At 66.0% G+C, this 12,688-nt stretch carries 13 protein-coding genes; 9 read left to right on the top strand and 4 right to left on the bottom strand.

Translation table 11 applies throughout. The annotated features are described in order from the left end of the window. Positions 1–120: 120 nt before the first annotated feature. Positions 121–522 (bottom strand): cytidine deaminase, encoded by a 402-nt coding sequence (locus K7711_RS16530; RefSeq protein ID WP_083895436.1) that lies wholly within the window; start codon positions 520–522, stop codon positions 121–123. Between the two features lie 335 nt (positions 523–857). Between K7711_RS16530 and sdhC the strand changes: the two genes are divergently transcribed. From sdhC to K7711_RS16500, 6 genes are all read left to right on the top strand, one after another. Beyond that, complete coding sequence (sdhC, locus tag K7711_RS16525) at positions 858–1,262, top strand: succinate dehydrogenase, cytochrome b556 subunit (protein WP_083895435.1); 405 nt, start codon at positions 858–860, stop codon at positions 1,260–1,262. A gap of 4 nt (positions 1,263–1,266) precedes the next feature. Further along, complete coding sequence (locus tag K7711_RS16520) at positions 1,267–1,698, top strand: succinate dehydrogenase hydrophobic membrane anchor subunit (protein ID WP_222970275.1); 432 nt, start codon at positions 1,267–1,269, stop codon at positions 1,696–1,698. A 15-nt stretch (positions 1,699–1,713) separates the two neighbouring features. After that, positions 1,714–3,495, top strand: a complete 1,782-nt coding sequence (gene sdhA / locus K7711_RS16515; RefSeq protein ID WP_040819308.1) for a succinate dehydrogenase flavoprotein subunit — start codon at positions 1,714–1,716, stop codon at positions 3,493–3,495. Next, positions 3,495–4,268, top strand: coding sequence for a succinate dehydrogenase iron-sulfur subunit (locus tag K7711_RS16510; RefSeq protein ID WP_222970274.1), 774 nt, complete (start codon positions 3,495–3,497; stop codon positions 4,266–4,268). The genes sdhA and K7711_RS16510 overlap by 1 nt, the downstream gene beginning before the upstream one ends. A gap of 201 nt (positions 4,269–4,469) precedes the next feature. Further along, positions 4,470–4,889: a hypothetical protein gene (locus K7711_RS16505; RefSeq protein ID WP_051192739.1), complete on the top strand. Its 420-nt coding sequence runs from the start codon at positions 4,470–4,472 to the stop codon at positions 4,887–4,889. Positions 4,890–4,987: 98 nt separating this feature from the next. Then, positions 4,988–5,902, top strand: coding sequence for a phenylalanine 4-monooxygenase (locus K7711_RS16500; protein ID WP_222970273.1), 915 nt, complete (start codon positions 4,988–4,990; stop codon positions 5,900–5,902). On the opposite strand, the gene K7711_RS16495 is transcribed toward K7711_RS16500, so the two are convergent. Then, on the bottom strand, positions 5,859–6,488 hold the full coding sequence (locus K7711_RS16495; protein ID WP_372460146.1) for an acyl-CoA-like ligand-binding transcription factor: 630 nt from the start codon (positions 6,486–6,488) through the stop codon (positions 5,859–5,861). The genes K7711_RS16500 and K7711_RS16495 overlap by 44 nt on opposite strands. After that, positions 6,478–7,938: an MFS transporter gene (locus K7711_RS16490; RefSeq protein WP_235747334.1), complete on the bottom strand. Its 1,461-nt coding sequence runs from the start codon at positions 7,936–7,938 to the stop codon at positions 6,478–6,480. The genes K7711_RS16495 and K7711_RS16490 overlap by 11 nt, the downstream gene beginning before the upstream one ends. Before the next feature lie 279 nt (positions 7,939–8,217). On the opposite strand from K7711_RS16490, the gene K7711_RS16485 reads away from it, so the two are divergent. The 3 genes from K7711_RS16485 to K7711_RS16475 all read left to right on the top strand — a co-directional run bounded on the left by K7711_RS16485 (position 8,218) and on the right by K7711_RS16475 (position 11,558). Beyond that, entirely contained in the window at positions 8,218–9,558 is a 1,341-nt protein-coding gene (locus tag K7711_RS16485; RefSeq protein ID WP_222970271.1) for a D-alanyl-D-alanine carboxypeptidase family protein, read from the top strand. A 128-nt stretch (positions 9,559–9,686) separates the two neighbouring features. Next, positions 9,687–10,904 carry a hypothetical protein gene (locus tag K7711_RS16480; protein ID WP_222970270.1) on the top strand — a complete coding sequence of 406 codons (1,218 nt, stop codon included), beginning with the start codon at positions 9,687–9,689 and terminating at the stop codon, positions 10,902–10,904. Between the two features lie 15 nt (positions 10,905–10,919). Continuing rightward, positions 10,920–11,558, top strand: coding sequence for a hypothetical protein (locus K7711_RS16475; RefSeq protein ID WP_222970269.1), 639 nt, complete (start codon positions 10,920–10,922; stop codon positions 11,556–11,558). Positions 11,559–11,621: 63 nt separating this feature from the next. Here K7711_RS16475 and yhjD read toward each other — a convergent pair whose 3' ends face one another. Beyond that, positions 11,622–12,626: an inner membrane protein YhjD gene (yhjD, locus tag K7711_RS16470; RefSeq protein ID WP_222970385.1), complete on the bottom strand. Its 1,005-nt coding sequence runs from the start codon at positions 12,624–12,626 to the stop codon at positions 11,622–11,624. Between the last annotated feature and the right edge of the window lie 62 nt (positions 12,627–12,688).

Genomic DNA, 12,688 nt, shown 5'->3' with positions numbered 1-12,688 from the left:
TGTACGACAAGGCTTTCCGAAACCCGCCCGCGCGGCCGGTCCGGCCACTCGATTCCACCTGGACCCATACCCCGTCGAGCGAACGGTCAGCACCACTGGGAAGTCGTGCGAAAACTCACATCATTTCCGTCCCGCCGCAAGATCATCGGGTCCGAAGGCAAACGGCAGCAAACGGTTCAGCGGTACCGGCCCGTCCGCGTGATCGACCATCAGATCACCGCCTCCGTGCTCGTAGAGCAGCTGCCGACAACGCCCGCACGGCATCAGGACCACCCCGCGCGAATCGCACACAGCAATCGCCAGCAACCTTCCGCCGCCGGACGCGCAGAGGTTACCGACCAGTACACATTCAGCACACAGCCCCAAACCGTATGAGACATTTTCCACATTGCACCCGAGCACCATTCGGCCGTCGACAGTGCGCGCGGCAGCGCCCACCGGATACCCCGAGTACGGTGCATACGCATTCTGCATAACTTCGAATGCATTGTGGCGCAATATATCCCAATCAATTTCCGACATTCCGAGACTCCGCTCGAGCTGTTCGTCAACGGTCGAGAAAAAGCTACCTCGAGCACTTCGAGACGTCAGGCAAGGCAAACCTAACTCATGGAATTACGGCGCAACGAGCGGCACGCCGAATTAGTTCCGCGAATGTCCGGGGATTACAGTTCTGAAAGATCGGTTCGGGTTTGGCCATGCACCGTCGGCCACCGCCTTCGGGGTGTCGGCTCCGGGCACAGAGCTGGTGTATTCAGATCCAACGGCTCCTACTGTCCGCGCGCCGAAATCTGCGACCGGATCAGACTGCCGGCCCGCCCGGCGGGTCCACAACGACGTTGGAGGCACCGCACTCTATGACCACCACGCTGGAAGCTCCGGCTCAGCCGAAGCGGAAGACTTTGTACCGCGGCGACCCTGGCATGTGGTCCTGGGCGCTGCATCGGATCACCGGTGTGACGATCTTCTTCTTCCTCTTCGTCCACGTGCTCGACACCGCGCTGGTGCGGGTCAGTCCGGACACCTACAACCGGGCGATCGAGACCTACAAGAACCCGCTCGTCGCGCTGATGGAGATGGCCCTGGTCGTGTGCGTGCTGTTCCACGCACTCAACGGCGTCCGGGTCATCCTGGTCGACTTCTGGTCCAAGGGCCCCAAGTACCAGCGGCTGATGCTGTGGATCGTGCTCGCGATCTGGGTGATCGTCGCCGGTATGGGCGTGGGACGCCAGCTGTTCTACATGATCACGACGGAGCTCTGAGACCATGACCGCACCTGTCCTCGGCAAGTCCTACGACCGCCCCGCGAGCCTCGACTCGCCCCGCGCGCCGCGCCGGGCCTCAGGCAACAACTTCGAGAAGTACGCGTGGCTGTTCATGCGCTTCTCCGGCATCCTGCTGATCGTGCTGGTCCTGGGCCACATGACGATCATGCTGATGCTCGACGGCGGCGTGAAGCGCCTGAACTTCGCCTTCGTGGCCGGTCGCTGGGCCAGCCCGTTCTGGCAGATCTGGGACCTGACCATGCTGTGGCTGGCTCAGTTGCACGGCGGCAACGGCCTGCGCACCGTCATCGACGACTACTCGCGCAAGGACTCCACCCGGTTCTGGCTCAAGACCCTGCTGGCCGTCGCGATGATCCTGATCATGGGCGTGGGCACCTACGTCATCTTCACCTTCGACCCCAACATCAGTTAGGAACAGGCCTCTTCGATGACCGAGAACCCGATTGAGGAACACCGCTACGACGTGGTGATCGTCGGTGCCGGTGGCGCGGGAATGCGTGCGGCGATCGAGGCCGGGCCCCGCGTCCGCACCGCCGTGCTGACCAAGCTCTACCCCACCCGCAGCCACACCGGCGCGGCCCAGGGCGGCATGTGTGCCGCACTGGCCAACGTGGAGGAAGACAACTGGGAGTGGCACACCTTCGACACCGTCAAGGGTGGTGACTACCTGGTCGACCAGGACGCCGCGGAGATCATGGCCAAGGAGGCCATCGACGCGGTGCTGGACCTGGAGAAGATGGGCCTGCCGTTCAACCGGACCCCCGAAGGCCGGATCGACCAGCGCCGCTTCGGCGGGCACACCCGCGACCACGGCAAGGCGCCGGTGCGGCGCGCGTGCTACGCCGCGGACCGCACCGGTCACATGATCCTGCAGACGCTGTATCAGAACTGCGTCAAGCACGACGTGGAGTTCTACAACGAGTTCTACGTGCTGGACCTGCTGCTCACCGACACCGACCGCGGCCCGGTCGCGACCGGTGTGGTCGCCTACGAGCTGGCCACCGGCCGGCTGCACGTGTTCCACGCCAAGGCGATCATCTTCGCCACGGGCGGTTCGGGCCGGATGTACAAGACCACCTCCAACGCGCACACGCTGACCGGCGACGGTATGGCGATCGTGTTCCGCAAGGGACTTCCCTTGGAGGACATGGAATTCCACCAGTTCCATCCGACAGGTTTGGCCGGTCTGGGCATCCTGATCTCCGAGGCGGTCCGCGGTGAGGGCGGCATCCTGCGCAACGCGTCGGGTGAGCGGTTCATGGAGCGCTACGCCCCGACCATCAAGGACCTCGCCCCGCGCGACATCGTCGCCCGGTCGATGGTGCTCGAGGTGGCCGAGGGCCGCGGCGGCGGTCCGAACAAGGACTACGTGTTCATCGACGTGACCCACCTCGGTGAGGACGTGCTCGAGGAGAAGCTGCCCGACATCACCGAGTTCTCCCGCACCTACCTGGGTGTGGACCCGGTCAAGGAGCCGGTGCCGGTCATGCCGACCTGCCACTACGTGATGGGCGGCATCCCCACCCGCATCCGCGGCGAGGTGCTGCGCAACAACACCGACGTGGTGCCGGGCCTGTACGCCGCCGGTGAGTGCGCCTGCGTCTCGGTGCACGGTTCCAACCGGCTGGGCACCAACTCGCTGCTGGACATCAACGTGTTCGGACGTCGCGCGGGCATCGCCGCCGCGGAATACGCCCAGCGCCACGACTTCGTGGAGCTGCCGCCGGAGCCCGCGACCATGGTGCAGAACTGGCTGGCCAACGTGCTGTCCGAGCACGGCGACGAGCGCGTCGCCGACATCCGCGGCGAGCTGCAGGCGACCATGGACGCCAACGCGGGTGTGTTCCGCACCGAGGACACGCTGAAGAAGGTGCTCACCGATATCCACGGATTCAAGGAGCGCTACGAGCGGATCACCGTGCAGGACAAGGGCAAACGCTACAACAGCGACCTGCTCGAGGCCGTCGAGCTGGGCTTCCTGCTGGAGCTGGCCGAGGTGACCGTGGTGGGCGCGTTGAACCGCAAGGAGTCGCGCGGCGGCCATGCCCGCGAGGACTACCCCAACCGTGACGACGTGAACTTCATGCGCCACACCATGGCGTACAAGCAGGTCGAGCCCGGTGCGCCGGCGGAGTTGATCGCCGACATCCGGCTGGACTTCAAACCGGTCGTGCAGACCCGTTACGAGCCGATGGAGCGTAAGTACTGATGACTGCTGTAGCCGAAGCTCCCGCAGGGCAGAAACCGGCCCCCGTTCCGGACGGGTCGGTCATGGTCACCGTGAAGGTGGCCCGGTTCAACCCGGAGAACGAGCTGGGCGCGCACTGGGATTCCTTCCAGGTGCCGGTGCTGCCCACCGACCGTTTCCTGAACGTGCTCATCTACATCAAGTCCTATCTGGACGGCACGCTCACCTTCCGTCGCTCCTGCGCACACGGCGTCTGCGGTTCGGACGCCATGCGCATCAACGGCGTGAACCGGCTGGCGTGCAAGGTGCTGATGCGCGACATGCTGCCCAAGAACGGCAAGAGCCTCACCATGACCGTCGAACCCATCCGCGGCCTGCCCGTGGAGAAGGACCTCGTGGTGAACATGGAGCCGTTCTTCGACGCGTTCCGCGCGGTCAAGCCGTACCTGATGACCTCGGGTAACGAGCCCACCCGCGAGCGCATCCAGTCCCAGGCCGACCGGCACCGGTTCGACGACACCACCAAGTGCATCCTGTGCGCCTGCTGCACCACCTCGTGCCCGGTGTACTGGAACGACGGCAGCTACTTCGGTCCGGCCGCGATCGTGAACGCGCACCGCTTCATCTTCGACAGCCGCGACGAGGGCGCCCGCGAGCGCCTGGACATCCTGAACGATGTGGAAGGCGTGTGGCGCTGCCGCACCACCTTCAACTGCACCGACGCCTGCCCTCGTGGTATCGAGGTCACCAAGGCGATCCAGGAGGTCAAGCGCGCACTGCTGTTCGCGCGGTAGCAATGCGCTCCGGGATCACCCGGAAAGGCAAGGCCCCGAAGGCCGCTCACATCATCGGATGTGAGCGGCCTTCGTCGTAGATCACAGCACCGCGCGGCGGCGAGCGGGAACTCCGTGCGCCGGGTGCGGCGTTGGGAGTGCAGACAGGCTCGAAGCCCGATCCCGCACGGGGACGGGCGTATTCGTAGTAAGGACAGTGCCGTGATCTGCTTCTTCGACTCCTCCCACGGCCAGGCGACCACGCAGGCGATGTGGCAGCCGCAGTGGGGTGTGCCCCGGCCCGTCGAGGTCTGCCAGATGTGTGCGCAACGTATTCAGACCACGCAGCCGCCCTACTATCAGCCCGTGCAGCAGGGTTATCCACAGCCTGGTTACCCGCAGCCCGGCTATCCGCAGCAGGGTTATCCACAGCAGGGCTATCCGGGACAGCCCGGGTATCCGCCCCAGCGTCAGGGGCACAGCACCGCCGCGGTGGTAGGCGCGGGTGCGGCGGGCGTGGTCGGCGGCATGCTGCTCGGTGAAGTGCTCTTCGACGACGACCAGGACTCCGAACGCGCCTACGAACGCGGATTCGAGGACGGTGGCTACGCCGACGAACGCCGGGACGACGGCTTCTTCTGATGGCTCCGAACCTCGATCGACACCGGATCTGCTAGGCAATTTGTCAAGGTAACCGGTCTTTTATTGTCGGCTGAGCCCAGCGGTGATTGCATCTAGGCATGTTCAACGAAGCTCAGTTGTACTCGCCGGTGACCACGGGCACCGACGGTGATGTGACCGTGCACCTGAGCGACGAGCACCCCGGCGTGCACGATCCCGCCTACCGGGCTCGCCGCAACGCGATCGCCGCACGGGCCCTGGCCTACCGGCGGGGCGAGCCGACGCCCCGGATCGAATACACCGAGGACGAACAGCAGGTATGGCGGATCGCCTCGGCCGAGCTGTCCCGCAAACACCGGAGGTACGCGTCCGCGGAGGTGCTCGCGGGCGCGCACCGGTTGGGCCTGCCGCGCGATCACATTCCCCAGCTCGACGAGGTGTCCGCGCAACTGGTGCCGCTCACCGGATTTCGCTACGTCCCCGCGGCCGGGCTGGTGCCGCTGCGGGAGTTCTTCGGCTCCTTCGCCGACCGCGTCTTCCACTCCACGCAGTACATCCGGCATCATTCGGCCCCGCTCTACACGCCCGAACCGGATGCGATCCACGAAATCATCGGCCACGCCAATCAATTGGCCAGTCCCCGGTTCGCCGCGATCTACGCCGAGGTCGGCGCGGCGGTGGCCCGGCTGGAAACCGATGCGGCACTGAAGTTCCTGGCCGACGTGTTCTGGTTCTCGATGGAGTTCGGCGTGGTCCGCGAACGCGGCCGGATCCGTTGCTACGGCGCGGGCCTGCTGTCCTCCTACGGTGAGATCGAGGAGTTCCGCGACGCCCAGCTACGTCCGCTGAACGTGTACGAGATGGGCACGGCGGCCTACGACATCACCCACTACCAGCCCGTACTGTACTGCGCGGCTTCGATTTCCGAGATCGAGGACGTGGTGGGCGGATTCTTCGCCACGGTCACCGACGACATCGTCGCCGAGCTCACTACAGCGCCATCCCCGCCTCGAGGAAATCGGCGACCCGCATGATCTTGTCCATATCCAGCCCGTAGCCGGTGGTGGGATCGAACGTGGTGCTCATCGCGCCGATCAACGCCCCCGCGAACGCGCGCACCTCCAGCTCGTCCGCGGACCGGCCGACCCGTTCGGCGACCAGCTGGGCGACCATCCGCACATTGCGCTCGGTCTCGCGGGCGATGACGCTGGCCAGTTCGGGAACCGAGTAGATCAGCCTCATCCGCTGGTATTCGAATTCCAGATCGTCCGGCTCGAGCGCATCGAAGACCTCGACGGTGGCGCGCACGAACGCCCGCAGCGGTGACAGCTCCGGGGGCTGCGCCTCGACCGCCCGGATCATCAGCGGATCCAGATCGTCGGCGGTGGCGACCTGTTCCTTGGACGGGAAGTAGCGGAAGAACGTACTCGGCGAGATGTCCGCGGCCTCGGCGATCTGCTCGACCGTCGTCTCGGCGTAGCCCTGCTCGGAGAACAACCGCATGGCCTCGGTCCGGATGGTGCGGCGGGTACGTTCCTTCTTGCGCTCGCGCAGGCCCATCCGGGGCGAACTCGCCGCGGAATGGGCCTGCGTTGGCGGCGCCTTCGAATCAGCCGACATGCAGCGATTCTCCCGCATCGTCCGCGGTCCGCGCGGACGATGCCGTACTGCGCGTGCGGATCGCGGCGACGACTGCCGCGATCAGGCAGATTCCCGCGCAGACCCACAGCATCGCGCCCATTCCGCCGACGAAGGCGGACTGCACCTTCGAGAGCATCAGGCCGTCGCCGAGTTTGTGCGCGACCGCGACTCCCCCGCTGACGCCGTCGGAGATCGGCGAATGGTTGTAACCGCCCAGTTGCGCGCGGTACTGGGTGGACAGCACGGTTCCCAGGACCGCGACCCCGATCGTCCCGCCGGCCTGTCGCAGCGCCTGGATCAGCGCCGATCCCGAGCCGGACCGCTCGGCATCCAGTTCGCCCATCGCCATGCCCATCGCGGCGGGCATCACGAATCCCATTCCGGCGCCGAGCAGCGTGATCCACAGCGCCGTGTACCCGTAGCCGCTGCTCACCGTGGTCAGCGCGCCGATCACCAGACCGCCTGCCAGCAGCAGGAATCCGATCACCAGCACCACGCGCAGTCCGGCCCGCGGCAACAGTTTGTCCACCAGCCGAGTGCCGATCAGCAGCCCGCCGATCAAGGGCAGCAGCCGCAATCCGCTGCCGAGCGAATCCACTCCCAGCACCGCCTGGAAATACTGCGGCACGGTGAAGAACATTCCGAACATCGCGAAGTTGATGACAATGGAATATGTTGTCCCCCAGCGAAATCCGTTCACCCGGAACAGCCCGAGATCGATCAGCGGGTGATCGGTGCGGCGCTGCCACCCGGCGAAGAGAACCAGCACCACCACACCCGCGGCGACCGTACTCCAGCCCAGCGGGTCACCCCAGCCCTGTCCGCCCAGGCGGATGAAACCGTAGGTGAGCCCGAGCATCCCGGCCGCGGACAGCGCCACACCGAGCAGATCGATCCGGAAGGTCCTCTCGCTGCGCGATTCCGGAACCAGCACGGCCACCGCGATCAGGCCGATCAGCACCATCGGGACGTTGATCAGGAAGACCGAGCCCCACCAGAAGTTCTGCAGCAGCCAGCCGCCGACGATCGGGCCCAGCGGCATCCCGATCGCGGTGGAGGTGACCCAGACCGTCAACGCCCGTTGCAGATCGGCCTTCTCGGGGAACAGCGTCGGGAGCACCGACATCGACAGCGGCATCATCGCGGCGGCGGCCAGGCCCAGCAGCGCACGCGCGGTGATCAGCTCACCGGACGAGGTCGCCAGCGCGCACCACAGCGAGGCGCCACCGAACAGCACCAGTGCGGCGAGCAGAAACCGCTTGCGGCCGTATCGATCTCCGAGTGCACCCGCGGGCAGCATGAGCGCGGCCAGGACGAGCGTGTACGCCGTGGTGAACCACTGCAGCGCCGAGGTTCCGGCATGCAGATCGACCGAGATGGTGGGCAGCGCCACCACCAGCACCGTCGTATCCAGCCCGATCGCGAGCATGGCTGTCGCGAGCGCTCCCAGCGCCAGCCAGCGCGCCCTGCCGGACGTCTGTGCCGCAACCCCCGGCGCCCCGGTGACCGGGCCGCTGTCGCGCGCATCCATTGCCTTCATGACAGATCCAATCGTTTGGATGGTTCTATATTTTGATAGTAGCTCTCATTTCATAGTTCATGTCAATATCTGATGTGCCTGCGATGTCCCGAGTACGCCACGACCCCAGCCCGGTACTCGACCAGCTCACAGTCGCGCCCGGACCGGTTCCGCATAAGCTCGACGACGATGCGCACTCGAACACCCCGGCCCGACGGCCGCACCAGCACCCTTCGTGCGAGCCGACGTTCGCTCGCCACCTTCGCCGTCGCCCTGGCCGCCGGACTCGTCGGCGTCACCACGCTGACCGGCGTCGACGTCGCGCTCTCCGGCCCGGCGAGCGCGCAGCCGACCGGAACCTCGGTCCCGTTCGTCACGCCGAACACCGATTCCTGCCCGGACCGGATCTCCCCGCCCGCGGCGATCGATGAATCCGAGGTCCCCGAACCGGGCCAGACAGCGCCCAAGCCGCTGCCGGTGCCCGCGAGCCCGGTCGGCGGCGGCAAACTCGGCGGCTGCGGCGTGCTGCTGCCCGACGGAGCGCCGCCGGTGCCCAAGGACATCTCCGCGACGGCCTGGATGATCGCCGATCTGGACACCGGCAAGGTGCTGGCCGCGAAGGATCCACACGGCCGTTACCGGCCCGCCTCCACGATGAAAACGCTGCTGGCCGCGGTCGCACTACCGCAGCTCGACCTGAACAAGGTCGTGATCGGCACCCAGGACGACGCGAATGCCGACGGCACCCGCGTCGGCATCGGGGCCGGCGGCCGCTACACCAACGACCAGATCTTCCACGCCCTGCTGATGTGCTCGGGCAACGACGCGGCGCACGCCATCGCCATGCAATTGGGCGGAGTGGACCGCACCCTGGCGCAGATGGACGCGAAGGCGAAGGAACTGCACGCCCTGGACACCCGGGCGGCGACCCCGTCCGGCCTGGACGGGCCGGGCATGAGCATCTCGGCCTACGACCTGGCCACCATCTTCCGCCACGACATGACGATCCCCGCGTTCGCCGACATCGTGCACACCGAGGAGTACAACTTCCCCGGCTTCCCGGCCGATCCGAAGATCCCCGGCGACAAGGATCACCCCGGCTTCCCCATCGCCAACGACAACCGGCTGCTCTACGACTACGAGGGCGATCTCGGCGGTAAGACCGGTTACACCGACGACGCCCGGCAGACCTTCGTCACCGCCGCCCAGCGTGGCGGCCACCGCCTAGTCGTCACCCTGTTGAAGGCCGACGTCCTGCCGATCCGCCCGCCCGAACAGGCCGCCCGCCTGCTGGACTACGGCTTCTCGCTGCCCACGGGTGCGAACGTCGGCGCACTCCCCGGCTCCGAGGCCGACCAGGCACCCACCGCGGCCCTGGCCACCCCGCCGGTGCACAGCGTCGGCGCATCGGCGCCCAGCACGAACCACGACCACGAGAACCTGCGCACGACCCTGATCGTGGTCGGCCTGGCAGTGATCCTGATCCTGGTCGTGCTGGTCTGGCGGATGAGCGGGCGCGCGCGTCGCTGACGCGATTCGAAAAACGCTGGAACCGGCACGCGCCGCGCTGCGTCCAATCCATCAGACAGGTACCCGCGACGGCCCGGATGGCCGAAGCAGCCTGCGGCGGATCGGATCGAGAGCGAAAAGGGGGGCCCGTGGCGACTGTGCTCAATGTGCCGCCGACGGAAGACTTCACGGCCTACACGGGACTGGTGTCGAAACAGGGCGATCATCTGACGCCGATGGTCGCGTGGACCACCAAGGAATGCGCGGAGGTCGACGGGCTGGACGGATTGCTGTCCCCGGGCAAGACCATCGTCCCCAAGGTGGCCGATCTGTTCGACGGCAAACTGAAGCAGTGCCAGACCGGCATGGGGCAGATCCGGAGCAAGGTCACCACGGTCGAGAAGGAGCTGCGCTCCCAGGACGATACGAACGCCACGGCGATATCGACGCTGTTCGGCACCTCGGCGGGCAGCGCCGCGGATATCTCGGCGATTCCGGGCGCGTCACTGCTGGGCAATTTCACCGACGAAGACGTCACCCTGAAGGCCCCGAGCAAGCCCGACACGATTTCCACCGGCATGATCGGCGGGGTGAAACAGGCTCTGAAAGGCGGGAGCCTGATCTGGGTCGCGGACAAGATGTACAAATACGTCACGGGCAGCAGCTTCATCGATCAGCTGTTCAAGCCGCTGGTGGGCGATTGGGATCGCCTGATGTACCTGCACGATGCCTACGACACCCTCGGTGACGCCTGCTATACCGTCGCCGGCACGCTGCGCAAGGGTTCGTGGAAGATCGGCGCCGAATGGCAGGGCGACACCGCCGAGGCATTCGACACGTACCTGTTCCGCTGGACGATGGGCCTGGGCGGCATCGGCGACGGCACCAAGGAGATCGCCAAGGTCTTCAAGGACGTCTACGAGACGATCACCACACTGGTCACAATGATCGTGACGAAGATCAGCGCGGCATTCGAGGGATGTATCAAGGATCTCGCGATCGAGGCGGCCAAGACGATCGGCGGCGATGTCGCGATCGAGGCGATCGGACTGGGTCCGGAGGATCCGCTGGCCGATATCGCGGCCGCCGCCTGGACCGCGTACCGGATGGAGAAGATCTACAAGAAGGTGAAGATCGTCGTCGCGGCGGTCAACGAGATCTTCACGCTCTACGGCCAGATCAAGACCGCTGTGGAGAAGATCACCTCCGGTATCAAGGCCGTGGAGTCGGCGTTCAGCTCGCCGATGCCCAGCATCGGCAGCCTGGTCGACGATGTCGAACAACGCGGATTCGACTTCGAGAAGAACAAGAGCTGGGATCCGGCGGCGGGCACCGCGCGCATCGCGATGCTGCCGTCGGTGTCCTGAGAAGGGGGTTTTGTCGTGCTCGAAGATGTCACGGAATTCGTGGTGGCGCCCGACTACCAGGTTCGCAGTACCACCTACGACGTACTCCGGCCCGATTCCGATCGGCCGATCGCGCGGTTCGGCCGTACCGAGGCCATGACCGGTCCGAATGCGGTGCCGTTCCCGGTGCATACCGGTCCGGACCTCGATGTCCTGGCGGGCACCATCATTCCCGGCCTGGCCGTGGGGATCGACAAACGCTCGATCGGCTACTTCAAGTCCGAGGCGATCGGTTTCCAGAGTGTGGGCCGCAATTACACCTTCCATCAGGAGGGGCTGGGCACCCTACCGGGCAAGCAGCTCGGAGCCGATTCGAATCTGCTGAAACGGCGTGGCCTGCGGCTGCTCGATACGGTCGACATCGCCACGCTGGCGATGAATCTGCACGTCCGGTTCGAGAGCGGCGACAGCCGAGGATTCGAGGTCGAACGACGGGCCGGGGTGTCCAACAGATATCGCTTCCTGGTCCACGACCCGCGGGTGAGCCGACTGCTACTCCTGGCCACCTTCCTGCTGCTGGAAGGCGAGCGCGTGGATTGGCGCGAGACGTTGACAAGTCAGGCAAGGGTTTTCGATCCGGGTTCCTGGTTCCCGCGCAAGAAGCCGCGACGGTGACCATCCGGCCCGCGCCGTAACGGCGACCGAAATACGCACGGGGTCAATGGTTTTCGGTCGGCTTCACCGTTTCGAGTGCCGGAATCGGGTCAGCGCCGTCGCGGCGACCGCACCCGCCCCGAACAACACCGCGCCCGTCTTCGCGGTCATCCCCGCCGACATCCGCGGCTGGATCACCGCGGGGCCGGGCGGGGGCACCTCGGCCTCGAGCATGTTCTCCCGAGCCGTGGCCGCCCATGCCGTGGCGAACAGGATGATCCGCGCGGTGATGTAGGCGAAGACCATCAGACCCAGGATCGGACCGAAGGCGACACCGGCCGGGCTGGTCAGAACATGTTTGAGGTAGTAACTGGCGACCTGTTTCCACAACTCGAAGGCGATCGCGGCGATCAACGCCGCCTGTCCGGCGCTGACCAGGGTGACCGGCTGACGCGGCAGCCGCGCGATCACCCAGGCGAAGACCGCCCAGGACGCGAGCACCGCCAGGACCAGCGACAATATCGTGAGCAGCAGCCCGACGCCCGGGGCGTGCTGCAGATGGATCAGCGTGAGCAGTTCGCGGCCCAGATTGCTCGAGGCCAGCGCCGACATACCGAACGAGACCACCAGCGCGACACCGAGACCGAGCAGTGCGATCACATCGGAGATCTTGGTGCGGAACCAGTTACCTTGCGGCGCTTGCTGTTCCCACTGCTCGGTCAGCGCGGCCCGCAGATTGGCCATCCAGCCCAGTCCGGCGTAGAACGCGCCGACCAGACCGATCACCCCGACGCCGGTACGGGATTTGACCGCCTGATCGACCAGGTCGTTGACCTGCCCGCCCAGCGATCCGGGCAGATTCGCGACGATCTTGTCCTGTATCTCGTCGAGCAGATGCGGATTGTGCGACAACACGAATCCGGCCACCGCGAACGCGACCATCAGCATCGGAAACAACGACAGCACAGTGAAATACGTAATTCCGGCCGCGTAGTAGTCACCGCGCTGACGCTGATAGCTCGCACCGGCTCGCACCAGATGATCCAGCCAGGGGCGGGTCCGGACCGCGTCCGCGATCCGCGCCTTCATCCTGCCGAACACCCAACCTCCCGCAACGCTCGGACGTCCGCGCGGACGGCGACCTCGACACA

The organism is Nocardia coffeae (assembly GCF_019890715.1).
Lineage (GTDB): Bacteria > Actinomycetota > Actinomycetes > Mycobacteriales > Mycobacteriaceae > Nocardia > Nocardia jiangxiensis.
This window is presented reverse-complemented; position numbering and strand designations above follow the sequence as displayed.